This is a genomic window from Flavobacterium sp. GW821-FHT11G01 (assembly GCF_058808175.1).
On sequence record NZ_JBXARK010000006.1, the window covers coordinates 306,726 to 325,824 of the forward strand.

Genomic DNA, 19,099 nt, shown 5'->3' on the forward strand with positions numbered 1-19,099 from the left:
GCAAATATATAAATTTTATTTAGAACAAATAAAAATAGTTATTATATTTGCGGTCTTATTCAGACTTAATAAAAATAATGAAAATTAAAATTACTCTTTTTATAGCGATACTTTTTTATCAAATTTCTTTTGCCCAGAAGAAAGATACTACAGCTGTAAATAAACTTTCAGAGGTTGTTGTTACTGGACAGTTCGAACCTCAATCCATAAAAAAATCAGTATTTAATGTTCGTGTTATTTCAAACCAGGATATTCAAAATTTAGCTGCAAATAATTTATCTGATGTTTTAAATCAATATTTAAATATTACCGTAACTCCAAGCGGAACAAGCGGGAGATCTACAGTTTCTTTATTTGGTTTAGATGCGCAATATTTTAAGATTTTGGTTGATAATGTTCCTTTGATAAATGAGGCAGGTCTGGGGAATAATATAGACTTATCACAAATTAACCTTAATGATGTAGATCATATTGAAATTGTTGAAGGTTCAATGGGAGTTAGTTACGGAGCCAATGCGGTAAGTGGTGTTTTAAATATCATTACAAAGAAAAATTCAAAATATAAGTGGGGAATTACGGCGTACGTTCAGGAAGAAACGGTTAATAATGAATATGCTCTTTTTGATAAAGGACGTCATATCCAATCTTTCAGGGTTACGCATTCATTCAACAATAATTGGTACGTATCGGCCGGAATTAATCGTAACGATTTTCAGGGTTTTTTAGATGATAAGAACGGGGTAAATTATGCTCAAAATGATGGTACGCGTGGTTACAGATGGCTCCCGAAAGAACAATTAAATGGTACGGCGACCATCGCATATCAAAAAAATAGCTTTCGTTTCTTTTATAAATTTGAATTTTTGGATGAAGATGTAGATTATTATAACAGTACTGTACAATCTGGATATAATGATATATTAGGCTCTTATCGTTATGGCGAAGATAGCAGGTATTTTACAAACAGGTATTTTCATAACTTAAATGCTACAGGTAGATTGTTCTCGCAATTGAATTATAATGTTTCGCTTTCTCATCAAAAACAAGCGCGTGATGTTGAAGATTTTAGATATAATTTGTCTACTAAAACAGAAAGCATGAATGTTACTGTGAAAGACCAGTCAATGGAAGTTCTTTATTCTACAGGAACTTTGAACAACTTCTTTTCAGATAAAACAATCGATCTTCAATTAGGGTATGAATTCGTAAACAATCGTGGTTATTCTTTAGTTCAGGAAGCAAATAATATTTTTAGTCCGGTTCGCAAAACGCTTGAAAACTATGATTTCTTTGCTTCTTCTGAGATTATGGCAACTCATAAATTTTCTATAAGACCAGGAATAAGATTTTCTGCTCAGTCTCAGTTTGATAATCAATATGCTTCTTCTTTAGGGTTAAGATATTTGTTTGATAAAGGAATTGAACTTCGCGGTTCTTATGGAAACTCTTTCAGAACGCCAACTTTTGATGAATTGTATTCAAAACAAATTTTTGACGGACACTTTTTTACCGGAAATGAGAATTTAATTCCGGAAACAAGTACTTCATATGAAACAAGTCTGAAGAAAATGACATTATTTTCTTCAGGATTGCAACTTTCAAACACATTTGCCGGAAGTTATTTAAATGTTGATGACCGAATCGGAATGGCTTTGGTAAGATTCAATCCAGATACTGGAAATCCGGAATATCAATATATCAACATCAGTAAATATAAGATGTGGAATTTCTCTACAATGAATCAATTGAAAAAAGACAATTTCACTTTTAATTTTGGAGCGGCACTAATTGGAATTTCTCAGAAACTTGAAAATCTGGAATTTACTTCAGATGATAAATTTCTTTATTCTTTTAATTTAAATGCCAGTTTTTCATATACGCTTCCAAAATGGAAAACGATTATGTCAGCATACTATAAGTATAATGGTAAAACACAGCAATATATTGCGGGTAGCTCATCTTATGTTTTATCTGAAATTGACCCAAGTAATTGGCTCGATGCTTCTATTCGCCAAAACTTCTTCAAAGATCATTTTGAAGTAACGGTTGGTGCAAGAAATATTCTTGACGTAACGAATGTAACTCAAACGGGAACCGGTAGTGCTGCAGGGCATGCAGGATCTGGCGAAGTAATGCTTGCCTACGGGCGTTCCTATTTTTTGAAATTAGCATATAACCTTAATCTTTAAATATAAATACACATACAATGAAAAAGTTATTATTTTTATCAATCGCGTTACTATCATTAGCATCATGTTCAAGTGATGAGGATACTAAAGTTGAAATCCCAACGGTGGGAGAAACTTTGAAGACTTCTGTTGGTGGGCCAAACCAACCAAATCAATTATATCTTGATTTAAGTGCTGCAGAAACTAAATCAGTAAACAGAGCTTCTTGGGATTTCGGATTTTCTACTGGTTCAGAATTTAGAGTAATCATCAACGGTTCAATTAAAATGGCTGTTAAAAAGCTTGCTACTTCAGACATTACTTTATCTCAGGCAAGTGATGCAAATGTTTCAGTTGGAGCTGGTGAAACTCTTGCTTCTAATGGATTTGTTGATCATCCAAATGGAGTTTTAACAGGAACAGCAATTGCAGAAATTTCTGCTACAGATGCTGATAACAAAGTATACTTAGTAAATCTTGGATCTGCAGTTTCTACTACTCAGCCAGCTGTTGGTTCAGTTAGTGTTGATGGAGAAGCAAGAGGATGGAAAAAAGTTAGAATCTTAAGAAGTGGAAATGGATATAAAATTCAATACGCTGACTTAACTTCTGCAACTTTTACAGAGAAAACAATCTCAAAAGATGCTGATTTTAATTTCACATTTTTTAGTTTAACTTCAGGCAATACTGTTTCAGTTGAACCTGCAAAAGCGAAATGGGATTTAAATTTCACCACTTTTACGAATTACTTAAACATGGGTAGCGGCGAGGTAACATACGGTTATGCTGATTTTATTACTACAAACTCAAAAGGAGGAACACAAGTATACCAGGTATTAACTTCTGTTAAAACTTACGAAGCTTTTGTAAAAGCAGATGTAGTTGAAGCAAACTTTACTGTTTCTGCAACAGATCAAAGAGTAATTGGAGCAAACTGGAGAAATGGTGGTGGACCAACTTCATTGCCAAGTATTAGAACAGATCGTTTTTATGTTGTTAAAGATGCAGTTGGAAATTACTACAAAGTTAAATTCCTTGCTATGACAAATGATGCAGGTTTAAGAGGGAATACTACTTTAGAATATGCAATATTAAAATAAAAACAGATCAAAAAATCATTAAAAAAATTACAGGAATAATTCAAACTCTGAAACAATTCCGAATTAAAAATTAGTTAATCATTAGCTTTGTTTTTTTATTTTTTTTGAGAGAGGTTAGATAAAATCTAACCTCTTTTTTTGTTTTTTATTTTAATGTTAAAAAGGGTTGTAAATTAATGTTTAACCCTATCTTTGCACATGTTTTTTTAATATGGAATTAACAGGAAATTTTAATATTTTTCAGTCCAAGCCATTCTTCAAATTATAAGTAATAAGTGAATACAAAGTCCTATTTTTTTCAGTCTTTCGCAATTGTCGCACTGGCATTCATCGCCTTTATTGGATTCAAACAAGTTTTACCGGATAAAATCTTTTCGGATAGTAAAATAGATTCTAAAAATGTATTAATTGATAGTTTACTTTTAGAGTCGGTTGCTAATGACTCTTTGTCTTTGGAAAGTGATAGTATTGCTCAGGCAGAACAAGAGGAAGCACAGAAAGAAATTGTTTTTGAAGATACAGAAGGAATTGAATTTCCATCAGAAACTTTTGAAAACTATAAAGGATATCAATATCTGGTTTCTTTTTACGAAAAGTTATATCAATTGGAAAAAAATCCACAATCTAAAGTCCGAATCGCTTATTATAGCGACTCTATGACGGATGGCGATTTAATTGTTCAGGACGTAAGAACCAATTATCAGGAACGCTTTGGAGGAAATGGAGTTGGATTTGTATCAATAACTTCAGAATCTGCCGCATCGCGTGGTTCAGTAAAATCAGTTTATTCTAAAAACTGGAAAACACAATCGTATTTAAATGTAAAAAGACCAATAAGTCCTTTCGGAGTAAATGGTCATGTGTTTTTTGCAAACGATAAAACCAATGCAACCTGGGTGCAATACGAAGCAGGAACGAATAAATATTCTACGACTTTAGACAATCCGGTATTGTTTTACGGAAAATCAGCTAAGAGAGGAAATGTAAACTTTATTATTGGTAAAGACACACTTCGAAAAAATCTTGTTCCAGGTAATTTGGTTAACAGCCTAAAAGTAACTTCAGGAAGTATAAAAGCATTCAAAGCCAATTTTGTCCATGCCGATTCTATTCCTATTTATGGATTTAATTTCGATAATGGAAGTGGAGTTCACGTAGATAATTTTTCGCAAAGAGGAAATTCGGGCCTCCCAATTTCAATGTTTGATGCCGATGTAATGAGAGCTTTCAATAATAATTTAAAATATGATTTGGTTGTCCTGCATTACGGAACCAACGTTTTGAATTATGGTACCAAAAATTATTATTGGTATGAAAAAGGAATGAAAAAAGCTGTGAATAAAATAAGAGAATCTTTTCCCGGAGTTTCTATTCTGATTGTTTCGACTGCTGATAAATCAACGAAATATGATCTGGAAATGAAAACAGATTCAGCCGTTGTTCCTTTAATGAAGGCGCAAAAAAGATATGCTTTAGAATCAGAATCTGGTTTTGTGAATTTGTATACGTTAATGGGCGGTGACGGTTCTATGGTAAAATGGGTTGATGAAACGCCTGCAAGAGCCAATAAAGATTATACGCATTTTAATCAACGCGGAGCGAAGGCTATCGGAAGATTATTATACGATCAGTTAAATAAAGGTTACGAAGAATATAAAATATTGCGAGAGAAACGTGACACCGTTTCTCGTCAGCAAAGAGCAGCACGAAAAACAAACACAGATTCCGTTTCTGTAAAAAAAGATAGTGTAAATGAATAAACTAATTATTTTCTTTTGTTGTCTCTTTTTATCGCCAAATGATAAGATTCAGAAGACAGTCCCGCTTCCAATAACCAAGCCTATGAGTAGTAAAATTGATACAACCACAGTTGATTCTTTTTCTGATGATAAGATTTATAACGCAAAAGCATTAGAAAGGATTTTTCAAAAATTAAATGAAAATGAAAGCCAGAAAAGTCAGAAGATAAATATTGTTCATATTGGCGATTCTCATATTCAGGGTGATTTAATGACCAATGAAATTAGAAAAAACCTGCAGCAACGATTTGGAAACGCAGGACGAGGTTTGGTTTTTCCTTATCAATTGGCCAAAACAAACGGATCTTATAATGAACGTTTCCGATCAAACCGAACCTGGGAAAGTTATCGAAATATTCACCCGCATAAAAATTATCCGGTTGGTTTGAGCGGAATTGGACTTTGGAGAGACAATGACGGTTTTGCAGTGGAACTGAATGTAAAAGATCCTGCTTACAAGTTCAATACAATTAAGATTATCACGCCTCAAAACCAGAATATGTTTGATTTGGCAACATCGTCTCAAACCAATATTATTCAGTCGACAGAGCGAAAAGTAATTACGCATAAAATAAAAAAAGGAGAAGCAATTTCAACAATTGCAGATAAATATAATATTTCGGTTGCTGAAATAAAAAGCGCAAACAGATTAAAATCAAACAATATTCGCGCCGGAAGAACATTAAAAATTCCAACGAATGAAACAAAACCAAAAACAATTAAAAGTTCAGCGTTTGTTTCTTTAAATGTAGAATCAGATTCATTTTGTCATTATTACAATTCTGAAAAAGCATTAGATAAAATCTTTTTGATTCCGAATAAAGAGGCGACGAAATTTGAATTAAACGGAATTGTTTTAGAGAAAGATGCGCCGGGAGTACTTTATAGCAGTATTGGTGTAAACGGAGCAAAATATTCAGATTATAATAAATATCCGTTATTCTTTGAGCAATTAAAAGCTTTGCATCCGGATTTGCTGGTTTTTTCGCTAGGAACAAACGAAAGCTATGATCATATGGAAGCTTCGGCCTATATCAAAGAATTACGCCAGTTTATAAAAAATATAAAAGAGCAAAATATCAATGTTCCTATAATTGTGATGACGCCGCCACCTTCTTTCCTAAAAGCAAGAAGACCTAATATTTACGTTCATGATTATGCAAAAAGTATCCTCGGAATTGCAAAAGAAGATGGTTTTGCAGTTTGGGATTTATATGATGAATTTGGTGGGATGGAAGGTGTTCGACAATTAAAAGCAGAAAAAATAATTGGTCCGGATTATGTTCATTATTCTAAAAAAGGATATGAAAAACAAGGAAACTTGTTTACACAGGCGTTTTTAAAAGCATACGATAATTTTAAATTAAAAAATTAAGTTGATTACAATTGATAGCATAAATAATTGGTTTGTTCAAAACTTTGGGGAAGTTACTTTAGAGCAGGCTAAAAGTTGGTTTATTTATAATCCCGACGAAAAATTATTGTTTAATACCGGTTTATTTTTAGGTTTATTTCTGGTTTTTTATTTTGTGTATGGCTTTTTACGCAAGACATTTTATTTGAGATTAACGTATGTTATTCTGTTCTCGCTTTTCTTTTATTATAAGTCAAGCGGAATTTACTTTTTACTATTATTACTTTCTTCAGTTGTAGATTATGGCTTAAGCCAAATCATTTTTAAAGCAACAAAAGACAGTACAAAGAAAATATATCTGGTAATAAGTGTAATCTTGAATTTGGGATTATTGGGATATTTCAAGTACATGAATTTTATGATTGTAACTTACAATGATATGTTTCAGGGAAATTTCCAGTTGCATGATGTTTTTCTTCCGGTTGGGATTTCGTTTTATACTTTCCAGTCGATGAGTTATATTATTGAAATTTATCGTGAAGAAATTAAGCCAACAAAAAACTATATCGAATATTTATTTTTCGTTTCATTTTTTCCGCAGCTAGTTGCCGGACCAATTGTAAGAGCGAAAGACTTTCTGCCTCAGATTTATCAAAAATTAAACCTTACAAAGCAAGATGTAAACAACGCTTTGTTTTTGATTATTGGAGGTTTAATCAAGAAAACCGTTATTTCAAATTACATCTCAATAAACTTTGTTGACCGTGTTTTTGATACGCCGATGAGTTATACCTCATTCGAAAATTTAATGGCTTCTTATGGATATGCTATTCAAATTTATTGTGACTTTTCAGGATATTCAGATATGGCAATCGGAATTGCTTTATTGCTAGGGTTTAAATTACCAGCCAACTTTAGAACACCCTATAAATCGGTTTCTATTACTGATTTTTGGAGAAGATGGCACATCTCGCTTTCAACCTGGCTTAAGGATTTCTTATATATCTCTATTGGAGGAAATCGTGAAGGTTCATTCGCCGGATTCTTATTTCCAAGTTTATTCTTCTTCGGATTATTGCTTTGGGGAATTACCAATGTCAATACCAGTATTATTCCGTTAGCAATAGCTATTGGATCAATTGTTGTTTTTTGTCTTTCCTTTTTGCTTTCAAAGAAGAAAAACCAAACGTTGGTAACCAATTTTAATTTGTTTACAACGATGCTTTTAGGAGGATTGTGGCACGGAGCCGGAGCACAATTTATAGTTTGGGGAGCTTTACACGGATTAGCATTAGCAGTTCATAAAATTTTCATGGAACTTTTTCCTTCCAAAAAAGAAGGTCCAGGCTGGTTATGGAAATTCTTCTCCATTTTAATTACATTCCATTTCGTAGTTTTCTGCTGGATCTTTTTCCGCGCCAGAGACTTCGAAACAGCGTTGCAAGTGATAAACAATATCGGCCAGTTAACTTTCGAACCAGAAAATTGGAAAGCAATAATTTTAGGCTATAAAAACGTATTTTTATTAATGCTGTTTGGTTACGTTTGGCATTTCTTGCCAGAAGTTGTCACAGACAAAATGAAATGGGTTTTCGATAATACACCATTGTTATTAAAAGCTGTAATTCTGGGCTTCGTTTACTGGATTGTTTACGCAACAGCTGTCGCAGGGTCACAGCCGTTTATCTATTTCCAATTTTAATTAGAAGGTTCAAAGGAGCAAAGTTACAAAGGCGTAAAGGTTTATATCCTTTGCGCTTTTTAATTTATAGCCACGGATTAAAGGATTTAAAAGATTTTTAATATCTGCTTAAATCTTTTAAATCTGCGTGAAATAAAAACTTTGTGCTTTAGTGTCTTCGTGGCAAAATTGCAGTTAAATAAAAATTGCCTGAAATATCTAATTAGATTATCTTTGCACTTCAAATAAAGAAAATAGTATGTTTGATAATTTAAGTGATAAGTTAGATAAAGCGTTCCATATATTAAAAGGACACGGTAAAATTACAGAAGTAAACGTTGCCGATACCTTAAAAGAAGTTCGTCGTGCCTTATTAGACGCCGATGTTAACTTTAAAATTGCCAAAGATTTTACAACCAAAGTAAAAGAAAAAGCAATTGGTCAGGACGTTTTAACAACGCTTCAGCCAGGACAATTATTGGTGAAGCTGGTAAAAGATGAGTTGACAGAATTAATGGGTGGCGATGTTGCCGGAATTAATCTTTCAGGAACTCCATCTGTGATCTTAATGTCAGGATTGCAAGGTTCTGGTAAAACTACTTTCTCAGGAAAATTAGCCAACTTTTTAAAGACTAAGAAAAATAAAAAACCACTTCTTGTAGCGTGTGATATCTACCGTCCTGCGGCGATCAATCAGTTGCATGTTGTTGGAGATCAAATAGGTGTTGAGGTTTACTCAGAACCGGAAAATAAAAATCCTGTTGAAATTGCTCAAAACGCAATCAAACATGCAAAAGCAAACGGTTTCAATGTAGTTATTGTCGATACAGCCGGACGTTTGGCAGTAGATCAGGAAATGATGGATGAAATTGCTCGCGTTCACAAAGCAATTCAGCCTCAGGAAACTTTGTTTGTTGTTGATGCAATGACAGGACAAGATGCTGTAAACACGGCAAAAGCTTTCAATGATATCTTGAATTTTGATGGAGTTATCTTAACGAAATTAGATGGAGATACTCGTGGTGGAGCTGCAATTTCGATTAAATCGGTTGTAAACAAACCAATCAAATTTGTGGGTACTGGAGAGAAAATGGAAGCAATTGATGTTTTCTATCCGGATCGTATGGCTGAGCGTATTCTTGGTATGGGTGACGTTGTGTCGCTTGTAGAAAGAGCACAAGAGCAATTTGATGAAGAAGAAGCCAGAAAACTTCAAAAGAAAATTGCTAAAAACGAATTTGGTTTTGATGATTTTTTAACGCAAATTCAGCAAGTAAAGAAAATGGGTAATATGAAAGACTTGGTTGGAATGATACCAGGTGCTTCAAAAGCCATGAAAGATGTAGAAATCGAAGATGATGCTTTCAAACATATTGAAGCGATCATTCACTCGATGACGCCAATCGAAAGAAGCAAACCCGCCATAATCGACGTAAAAAGGAAAGCCAGAATCGCTAAAGGTTCCGGAACGAAAGTCGAGCAAGTAAATCAGTTAATGAAGCAATTCGACCAAATGAGCAAAATGATGAAGATGATGCAAGGTCCGGGCGGAAAAAACCTGATGAAAATGATGGGAGGCATGAAAGGAATGCCAGGCGGAATGCCGAGATAAAGAAAATTTTGTTTAAGGTTTAAAGTTTCAAGTTACTTGGGATTTTAGACCTTAAATTTTATAATTATATTAATAAAAGAGAAGCAGTTAACTTCTCACTTCTAACATAAAACATTTAACTTAAAAGAAATGCAACTACTAGACGGTAAAAAAACAGCAGAAGATATTAAAAACGAAATTGCAGCCGAAGTTCAATCCATAAAAGCAGCCGGAGGAAAAGTGCCTCATTTAGCAGCCGTTATTGTGGGGAGCAACGGAGCAAGTTTAACTTACGTAGGAAGTAAAGTAAAATCTTGCCAGCAAATTGGTTTCGATTCAACTTTAGTTGCTTTGCCTGAAGATATTACCGAAGCAGATTTATTAGCTAAAATAAAAGAATTGAACGAAGATGATAATCTTGATGGATATATTGTTCAGTTGCCTTTACCAAAACATATCGATGAGCAAAAAATTCTTTTAGCAATTGATCCTGATAAAGATGTAGATGGTTTTCATCCAACAAACTTCGGAAGAATGGCGCTTGAAATGGAAAGTTTCATTCCGGCAACACCATTCGGAATTATGGAATTGTTAGAGCGTTATAAAGTAGAAACTGCAGGGAAACATACGGTTGTAATTGGAAGAAGCCACATTGTAGGCCGTCCAATGAGTATTTTAATGAGCCGTAAAGGAAATCCGGGAGATTCAACAGTTACACTAACTCACAGTCGTACTAAAAACTTAGCCGAATTCACTAAAAATGCAGATATCATAATCACTGCTTTAGGAGTTCCTGAATTCCTGAAAGCGGATATGGTAAAAGAAGGAGTAACGGTTATCGACGTTGGAATTACTCGCGTAGACGATGCATCAAACGCAAAAGGTTATGTTATAAAAGGGGATGTTGCTTTTGACGAAGTAAGCAAAAAAGCATCATTTATTACGCCAGTTCCTGGTGGAGTAGGACCAATGACCATTGCGATGTTATTAAAAAATACACTTTTAGCACGAAAAATGCGAAGCGCAAGAAATAAATAATTTATGTTCAAAATACTTAAAAAAGCCTGTTCAAATGAACAGGCTTTTTTATTGCACAATTATTTTTTTAAACACATAGAAACATAGAATTTAAGTTCTATAAAAGAATTCAAAGAGAAACAAATTTCTCTCACATAGCTATAAACTCCCACTATGTTTGTTTGAAAAAAGTGAAGCGCCTATTTCACAGTTGTAATATCTATGTTTCTATGTGTTTAAAAATCATTTTAATATTTAATTAATAGTGTAAATTTTTGGTTCTTAAAAATAAAGGATACTTTTGCACCACTTAAAAAACACTTCTCCAAATGGACGATTATTATTCGTTAGTATTAAATTAAAGTAGCTTTTGAAATTTTCAAAATGCTGCGATAACACCCTGTATTTTGAAATGAAAGCCTTTTACACAAACAACAACGGATTACTGGAAATACCAAAATGGACTCCAAATTGCTGGATTAGCATTGAAGATCCATCAGAAACAGAAAAAAAATACTTACTACAAGAACTTCAAATTCCCGAAGCATTTTATAACGATATTGAAGATGTCGATGAAAGACCGCGTATAGAAATAGAAGACGGCTGGACGCTAATCATTATGCGCGTTCCCATAAAAAGCAATGACATAAAATTACCTTTTCAAACCGTTCCGTTAGGAGTAATTTTTAAAGATGAAATTTGTGTAACAATCACTTTTTACAAAACAGAGGTCATACATGATTTTATGTTGTATTCACGCCGCAAGAACATTCAGATTAAGGATAATTTCGACTGGGTTTTAAGATTGCTTTTGTCATCGAGTGTTTGGTATTTAAAATACTTGAAGCAAGTCAATCAAAAGATAAAACTGGCCGAAGATAATTTAGAAAAATCTATCAAAAATGAAGAACTGCAGGCTTTGCTTCAAATCGAAAAATGCTTGGTATTCTTTATAACCTCATTAAAGGCAAATGATGTTTTGTTTCAGCGTATAAAAAATTTAAAAGCATATAAGGCAAATTATGACTTAGATTTACTGGAAGATGTTGAAATCGAATTGAGTCAGGCACAGGATACGGCCAATATTTACAGCAATATCCTGACCGGAATGATGGATGCTTATGCTTCTGTAATTTCAAATAATATGAATAATATCATGAAGCAGATGACTTCAATTTCAATCATCTTAATGATTCCGACCCTAATTGCCAGTTTGTACGGAATGAACGTACCGAACGGTTTAGAAGAAAGTAAATACGGAATCTGGATTTTGCTTTTAGTTTCCATAATTCTATCCACTTTTGGAGTCTTTTTATTCAAAAGAAGAAGATGGTTTTAATAAAAATAGAAGTGACAAATATAAAAGCCTGTTCATTGCGAATGGGCTTTTATATTTCATACTTTGGGCGTGACCCTATTTGCAAAAGGCGCTATTTAACAAACCGCTTATGTGCGCCTTTTGCAAATAGGGTCGGGCTATCCGCTCCGCCGCGGCGGACAGCTCCTATCCCTCACGCGACTCGTAGTTGTTAAGATCGCCCTTTCCTGCAATTCCGAAGCTTCGGGACAAAATCTTTTAGGTATAATTTTAATGCGATAAATAAAAAATCACTTTTTTAGCTTGTCAATTCAAAATAAAATATAACTTTGCAGTACAAAGTACTTTATTTATGAATCAGAAGCACCAAGAAGATTTAGCACATATTCGTTCCATGATGGAGCGCTCTTCAAGATTTATATCCCTAAGCGGGCTTTCAGGAGTTTTTGCCGGACTTTCTGCTTTAATTGGCGGTTTATATGCTTACCAGTTATTTAGAATTAATGGAGTTGATTATTTTGGCAATGGAGCTTATGACAATGTAGTTTATACCATTCCGTCTAAGTTGATTTCAGAATTAATTGTAACAGGAATCGTTATTTTAATTTGTGCATTTGTTTTTGGAGCTGCTTTTACAATCAGAAAAAGTAAAAAATACAATTTGCCAATTTGGACTTCGGCAACAAAAAAAATGTTGTTTAATCTTGCAGTTCCATTAATATCTGGAGGTGTATTTTGTTTGTCACTTTTATACCATCAAAATTATGGTTTAGTGGCGCCGGCAACTTTAATTTTTTATGGTCTGGCACTTATTAATGCCGAGAAATATACTTTCTCTGATATTAAATATTTAGGTTTTTGTGAATTAATTTTAGGCTTTATTTCTCTTTTTTTAATTGGATATGGTTTAGTTTTTTGGATCATTGGATTTGGTGTTTTGCATATCTTGTACGGATTAATAATGTTCAAAAAGTATAAATAATCCACGCAATGGGAATTATTGATAAATTAAATAAAGATTTTGAAAGCCGCGTCAGATTGGGAATTATGTCCATTCTGATGGTGAATGAATGGGTCGATTTTACCGAAATGAAAACTTTATTAAATATTACAGATGGTAATTTGGCCAGTCATGCTTCAGCGCTTGAAAAATCAGAATATATTGCAGTAAAGAAGGAGTTTGTTGGCAAAAAGCCCAAAACATCTTATAGCGTTACCGAAAGAGGTCGTTTGGCCTTTAAAGAACACTTGTCGTACCTTGAAAAATTAATGAAATCCTAGTAACCAAAATTTTTTGTTTAATTGCTTTGAAATACAAAGTACTTTTAAATTTAACAATCATGAAAAAACACCACGTTATTTTTGTTTGCAGTTTGATTTTTTTACTGCTTTTTTATAGAGAAGATCCAGGTCTTAATTGGTCTATTTTTGGACTTGTCTTAACTGGTTTTATTTGTTATTTCTTTCAGGATCGATTTACTGAAAGATCACATTTGCTTTTAGTTATCACATCCGTTTTATCTTGTCTGGCTTTTGGATGGTACGGTGATGCCGCTTCGTTTTTCGCTATGGCGCTGTCAATATTATTTTTACAGTTTAAAACTCAGGATAATAAATTAAAAATCATTCAGATTTTTCCATTGGTATTCTTAAACGGAATTACTTCTCTGGGACGCATTTGGATATTTAAACAATGGCTTCCGGAAAAGAAAATCCATAATAATTTTGCAAAAAAACTGATTGCTTTTTTCGTAATTCCGGCTATTTTTCTTGGACTGTTTTTTATAGTATATTCTTTTGGAAGCGACCATTTTTCATCATTATTTACAGATTATAAACTGGATATCGATGTTCCGCAGTTTTTATTACTAAGTATTGCAGGCTTCTATATTTCATTTAGTTTTTGGAATTATTGGGTACCGGAAATTTGCTATGAGAAAAACGAGCTGCTCGATAATGATTTTAAAAACATAACTGAAATTAAAAACCAAAATACTTTTTCATTTCTCGATATTGACTTCGAAAGAAGAAGTGGCGAAATTACTTTAGCACTTTTAAATTTGATGCTTTTGGTCTTTATAGCAACATACAATTATGAACAATTTTTTGAAGTAGTCACAGCACAGGCTTCTAAATTGAGTGCTGATACGCATGAAAGAGTAAATGCTGTTATCTTTTCAATCCTGATGGCAGTTGGTGTAATTATGTTTTATTTTAAAGGCGGATTTAATTTTGATAAAAAAGCAAGTTTTCTTAAAACACTTGCGAAAATCTGGATTTTCTTAAATGGAATTTTGATTGTAAGTACCATCATTAAAAATTCAGAATACATTTCATTTTTTGGTCTGACTTACAAACGTCTGGGAGTTTACGCTTTTCTTATTTTGGCTATTATTGGTTTAGTTTATGCTTTTTTAAAAATTACGAAGCAAAAAACTAATGCTTATTTGGTCAATCAAATGGTTTGGTACTTTTATGGAACGGTTCTTCTTTGCAGTTATGTAAATTGGGGAAATCTAATTACAAATTACAATATTGCTGTAAATAAAGGGGTAACACCACAATTCTTGAGCAGTTTGAATTTTAATGATGACACTCGAAGAGCCTATTTTTTACAAAATAATTTAGATGGAGGTAAAACCGAAATGCAAAGAGAAGAATTGATTGATTTTTATCAAAATTCTACTTTTTTATCGAAAGCTTTATATTACGATTTTTTAAACAAGAAGAAATAGTTGAGTTGAGACAGGGAATCCCATTAGTGAAGGCTAATGGGATTTTTTTTAATAATTATTTATGATGGTTTTTGGATTCAAAAAAAGAAATAACAGACTGTTAATTAATATAGTTATTACAAATTGTTAAAAGTTATTAGGAAAATGTTTACTATATTTGATTCCCAAAAAACAATTTTTCCCGTTTGTTTTTGCTTTTACTTGCTTAGAATATTTTTTAAAAAATATAAATAATCAATAATGTTTAACCTAAAAACAAATACCATGACAAAATCTACTATTAATATCGCTATTGATGCACCAACTATTCCTCCGGGACTAGATATTACTCCTAAAGATAAAGATGCTGTTCATTCTATAGGAAGTGTGACATTTAAAAAGACAAAATCGGCAGAGGTTTTATCTCCATATGTTGAGGCATATTATGATGCACATGAAAATTCTCTTCAGATACAAGCTGTTGTGTATGTTGATTCACCTCTTGTCGAAAATGAAATACTCCATTATCAAATATTTCAAAATACTTATATAGATATTGAAGGGAATCCCCAATTACAATTTTTTATAGTATACAATATGCCTGAAGAATTATCAGCAGATTTGTTCATTTATGAAATAGTATTTAACGCTAGTGACAGTTTTATTGGAGGATTCTCTAATCTGGAAAAAATACAGACTTTTCTTTGGGACTCTGATCCTGAAACTTCAAGAGGCACAGAAACGCCTGTTAGGTCAATATAATTAAGATGTTAAAAGAAAAAAAATTAGGAATAAATTTTTTAGTTGTTTTATTATTAATTTGTTTTCCTTTTATCCTTTTTCCTCAAAAAGGACATAACGACGGTTTATTGAAGGCCGAAATAAAAAAAGAAATAATTAAATATAAAGAAGAAATTAATTTTGAAAAAGCCCAGAAATTCTTTTTTGAGAAGGAGTGGGATTCAACGTTAGTTTATTCTATGAAACAACTGAGTAAGACCAATACTCTGGAATTAAATGACTATTGCCATTATTTTAGAGCGGTTAGTTTTTTAAGAAAAACACTTTTCAACGAAGCAAAAAATGAATTAAAATTGGTTTCAAAGAAATTTGTTTTTTATAATAATGTAAACTTTTTTTTAGGAGAAATAGCATTAGAACAAAATGAATTTGAAATTGCTTTACAGTATTTTAATAGTATCGAAAAATTACCTGAAAGCACTTATGATTTCAAAAAAAGTGCTGTTTTACAAAATATAGGTTCCTGTTACCTACATCTTAATAAATTTCAAAAAGCAGAAACGTATTTAATTCAAAATTCTAAATTAGAAGAGATTCAAAAAGATACTTTATTGCTTGCAGAGTCTTATCTGCTTCTTGCTAATTTGTATTACGTACAATATAAAGATAATCAGGCAATACCTTACTTTGAGAAAGCCTATATTCTTTCTAAAAAAGTAAAATCGTTTGAGATTAAAAGGATGGCTGCAAAAAATATGGCAGCTGTAGAAGAAAACAGAAAAAATTTTCAGCTCGCTTTAGTTTACAGAAAAGAATACGAAACCTGGAAAGATTCCTTAAACGACCAGAATAAAGTTTGGGCAATTGCAGATCTTGAAAAGAAATTTGCCGTAAAACAAAAACAAAAAGAAGTTGATGTACTTGCAGCAGAAAATAAAGTGAAAGTGGCCGAAAGAAATGGTTTTCTCATTTCTTCGGTTTTGCTTTTCGTTTTGTTTGGAACCGGAGTTTATTTTTACCAACAAAAAACTAAGAATAATAAAATTATTCTCGCTCAGAAAAATGAGCTGGATGAATTGAATGCCACAAAGGATAAATTATTTTCTATTGTGAGTCATGATTTACGATCTTCGGTAAATGCTCTGAAAATGAGCAATAATAAATTAATAGAAAATCTCGAGAACAAAAATTTTACTGAACTCGATGTTTTATTACATCATAATAGTACAATTGCTAATGGCGCTTATAACTTATTAGATAATTTACTTAATTGGGCATTATTACAAACTAAAAAAGCCTATTTTTTTCAGGAATCACTTCATTTAGCGACTGTTGTACAACATGTAGAATACAATTACAAACCACTAATGCTAAACAAAAATATTAATTTCGAAAACAATGTCTCGACTGAAGATTATGTATTTGCAGATTTGGATTCTGTGAAAATTATAATCAGAAATCTATTAGACAATGCAATTAAATTTTCAAAAGAAAACGGAAAAATTTCGATTTATAGCCGTACTTCATCAGAAGAGTTTTGTTATCTGGTTGTTGAAGATACGGGTATTGGCATGAATAAGTCAGTACAGGAAGAGCTCTTAAAAGAAACTATTCTGCTTTCAAAAAAGAAAAATGATGATATAATAGGAACTGGATTAGGAATGCAGTTGTGTAAAAGCCTGATTCATAAAAATGAAGGAAAACTAGAAATAGAAAGTGAAGAAAATGTTGGAACTAAGATTATTATAATACTACCAAAGTTTAAAAATCATGGATAATATCAATATACTTATTATCGAAGATACTTTTTCAGAAAGTGACAGGCTGGTTAAAGTGCTTATTGAGAATAACTATACTGTCGTTGGCGTTGCAACTACTTATAATGAAGCCCTTTTATTGTTCTATAATAATGTAGTCGATCTCGTTGTTATTGATGTTTACTTAGACGGCAAGCCAGACGGCATATCATTTGCAGAAACACTTAATACTGTTCCTGATGCATTGCGACCTTTCGTTTTTTTAACCAATTCGAGAGAACGCGAAATTTTTGACAGGGCAAAACTCACTCGTCCCTTTAGTTTTTTATTAAAACCGTACAACGAATTAGAACTTTTATATGCGTTGGAAATGGCAATTGAGAAATTCTACGGACAGAATAATGTTTTTACAGGCAAAAATCAAAATGCGGTAATGAGTGATAAATATCTTTTTATAAAGAAAAATAAAGCGCTCAAAAAAGTAAGAACAGAAGATATTTCATATGTTGAAGTTGAAGACAGATATTGTAATATAATTACAGAAACCGAAAAATTTGTAATTCTAATATCGTTAACCAAAATTTTAGAGCTTTTAGATCCTGTAAAATTTATCCGGACACATCGTAATTATATTGTGAACTCAAATAAAATTATTGAAATTGTTTTGAGTGATAATTTGATTGTTCTGCAAGGAAATTTTAAAGTTACGCTGAGCGAAAAATACAAAGACTTTGTCAGTAAATTTCGGGTGTTAAAATAATAGACTTACTTAAAAATAGAACAGCCACTTAATTTAAAAGTGGCTGTTTATGATTTTAATAATCTCCTTTTTTCTTAAATCGGGGATCGTGTTTAGATATAAATGTTGTTCTTCTGTTTGAAGCTTGGTTAGGACTTTCAACTTTGGGCAAACTCGCTTCTTCCGTTTTGCTCGAAGGTTCAATCAACTGATTTAATTCTTTGATTTCATCATCAGTCAAATCGCGGTAACGTCCAACCGGAACATCCAACGAAATATTAATAATTCGAATACGTTTCAATGCCGTTACATCATAACCTAAATATTCGGTCATTCTACGAATTTGACGGTTTAGACCTTGTGTTAATATAATTTTGAAAGTGTATTTGCTGATTTGTTCTACTTTACATTTTCGGGTAACAGTATCTAAAATCGGAACTCCATTTCCCATTCGTTCTATAAAACGATCTGTAATTGGTCTGTTTACGGTTACCGTATATTCTTTTTCGTGATTGTTTCTGGCGCGCAAAATCTTGTTTACAATATCACCGTCATTGGTCATAAAAATTAATCCTTCACTGGCTTTGTCCAATCTTCCAATCGGGAAAATACGTTTTGGGTAATTGATATAATCCACAATATTATTTCGAACTTCAAGATTCGTCGTGCATTCAATTCCAACAGGTTTGTTGAAAGCCAAATAAACTAACTTTTCGTGTTTCTCCACGATTAACTTTCCGTCTATACGTACTTCATCATCTGGAGAAACTTTCGTTCCCATTTCCGGTACAACTCCATTTATTGTCACGCGTCCTTCTTCAATTAATTTATCGGCCTCACGACGAGAACAATAGCCGGTTTCTCCAATAAATTTATTTAGACGTTTTAAATTCTCTTCCATACTGCAAAAGTAGGCAAAAGTTTAGACTTCTTAGAATTTTAGATTTTAGACTTTAGATTTTCATACCGTTTTGTCATCCTGAGGAACGAAGGATCACACTAGAAATTCCGCATGCATAATCGCCAATCTTTGTCGAGTTACGAGTGTGATCCTTCGTTCCTCAGGATGACAAGTTTGTGTAAAACCTTTGTGGCTATGAACCTCTGCACCTTTGAACCT

15 protein-coding genes are annotated in these 19,099 nt (G+C 32.6%); 14 read left to right on the plus strand and 1 reads right to left on the minus strand.

The genetic code is table 11. From position 1 onward, the window contains the following. The first annotated feature begins 77 nt into the window (after positions 1-77). From AC1RRN_RS13515 to AC1RRN_RS13580, 14 genes are all read left to right on the plus strand, one after another. Positions 78-2,189, plus strand: a complete 2,112-nt coding sequence (locus tag AC1RRN_RS13515; protein ID WP_492967783.1) for a TonB-dependent receptor plug domain-containing protein — start codon at positions 78-80, stop codon at positions 2,187-2,189. A 17-nt stretch (positions 2,190-2,206) separates the two neighbouring features. Further along, on the plus strand, positions 2,207-3,268 hold the full coding sequence (locus tag AC1RRN_RS13520; RefSeq protein WP_492967784.1) for an HmuY family protein: 1,062 nt from the start codon (positions 2,207-2,209) through the stop codon (positions 3,266-3,268). 275 nt (positions 3,269-3,543) lie between these two features. Continuing rightward, positions 3,544-5,028 carry an SGNH/GDSL hydrolase family protein gene (locus tag AC1RRN_RS13525; RefSeq protein WP_492967785.1) on the plus strand — a complete coding sequence of 495 codons (1,485 nt, stop codon included), beginning with the start codon at positions 3,544-3,546 and terminating at the stop codon, positions 5,026-5,028. A gap of 82 nt (positions 5,029-5,110) precedes the next feature. Beyond that, positions 5,111-6,442 (plus strand): GDSL-type esterase/lipase family protein, encoded by a 1,332-nt coding sequence (locus tag AC1RRN_RS13530; RefSeq protein ID WP_492967786.1) that lies wholly within the window; start codon positions 5,111-5,113, stop codon positions 6,440-6,442. 1 nt (position 6,443) lies between these two features. After that, positions 6,444-8,123, plus strand: a complete 1,680-nt coding sequence (locus AC1RRN_RS13535) for an MBOAT family O-acyltransferase (protein ID WP_492967787.1) — start codon at positions 6,444-6,446, stop codon at positions 8,121-8,123. A 238-nt stretch (positions 8,124-8,361) separates the two neighbouring features. Continuing rightward, positions 8,362-9,714, plus strand: a complete 1,353-nt coding sequence (gene ffh, locus AC1RRN_RS13540) for a signal recognition particle protein (RefSeq protein ID WP_042565987.1) — start codon at positions 8,362-8,364, stop codon at positions 9,712-9,714. 129 nt (positions 9,715-9,843) lie between these two features. Next, entirely contained in the window at positions 9,844-10,731 is an 888-nt protein-coding gene (locus tag AC1RRN_RS13545) for a bifunctional 5,10-methylenetetrahydrofolate dehydrogenase/5,10-methenyltetrahydrofolate cyclohydrolase (RefSeq protein ID WP_492967788.1), read from the plus strand. Positions 10,732-11,122: 391 nt separating this feature from the next. After that, the gene (locus tag AC1RRN_RS13550) at positions 11,123-12,049 is read left to right on the plus strand and encodes a magnesium transporter CorA family protein (RefSeq protein ID WP_492967789.1); all 927 of its coding nucleotides are present in this window, start codon (positions 11,123-11,125) and stop codon (positions 12,047-12,049) included. A 331-nt stretch (positions 12,050-12,380) separates the two neighbouring features. After that, positions 12,381-13,010 carry a hypothetical protein gene (locus AC1RRN_RS13555; RefSeq protein WP_492967790.1) on the plus strand — a complete coding sequence of 210 codons (630 nt, stop codon included), beginning with the start codon at positions 12,381-12,383 and terminating at the stop codon, positions 13,008-13,010. A gap of 8 nt (positions 13,011-13,018) precedes the next feature. Beyond that, positions 13,019-13,309 (plus strand): winged helix-turn-helix domain-containing protein, encoded by a 291-nt coding sequence (locus AC1RRN_RS13560; protein ID WP_492967791.1) that lies wholly within the window; start codon positions 13,019-13,021, stop codon positions 13,307-13,309. A gap of 59 nt (positions 13,310-13,368) precedes the next feature. Next, the gene (locus tag AC1RRN_RS13565) at positions 13,369-14,763 is read left to right on the plus strand and encodes a DUF4153 domain-containing protein (RefSeq protein ID WP_492967792.1); all 1,395 of its coding nucleotides are present in this window, start codon (positions 13,369-13,371) and stop codon (positions 14,761-14,763) included. A gap of 264 nt (positions 14,764-15,027) precedes the next feature. Further along, a complete protein-coding gene (locus tag AC1RRN_RS13570; RefSeq protein WP_492967793.1) occupies positions 15,028-15,504 on the plus strand; it encodes a hypothetical protein in 477 nt (158 codons plus the stop codon). A gap of 5 nt (positions 15,505-15,509) precedes the next feature. Further along, a complete protein-coding gene (locus AC1RRN_RS13575) occupies positions 15,510-17,261 on the plus strand; it encodes an ATP-binding protein (RefSeq protein WP_492967794.1) in 1,752 nt (583 codons plus the stop codon). Then, complete coding sequence (locus tag AC1RRN_RS13580; RefSeq protein WP_492967795.1) at positions 17,254-18,000, plus strand: LytR/AlgR family response regulator transcription factor; 747 nt, start codon at positions 17,254-17,256, stop codon at positions 17,998-18,000. The genes AC1RRN_RS13575 and AC1RRN_RS13580 overlap by 8 nt, the downstream gene beginning before the upstream one ends. 55 nt (positions 18,001-18,055) lie before the next feature. Here AC1RRN_RS13580 and rluF read toward each other — a convergent pair whose 3' ends face one another. Next, positions 18,056-18,880 (minus strand): 23S rRNA pseudouridine(2604) synthase RluF, encoded by an 825-nt coding sequence (gene rluF / locus AC1RRN_RS13585; RefSeq protein ID WP_492967796.1) that lies wholly within the window; start codon positions 18,878-18,880, stop codon positions 18,056-18,058. Positions 18,881-19,099 lie beyond the last annotated feature (219 nt).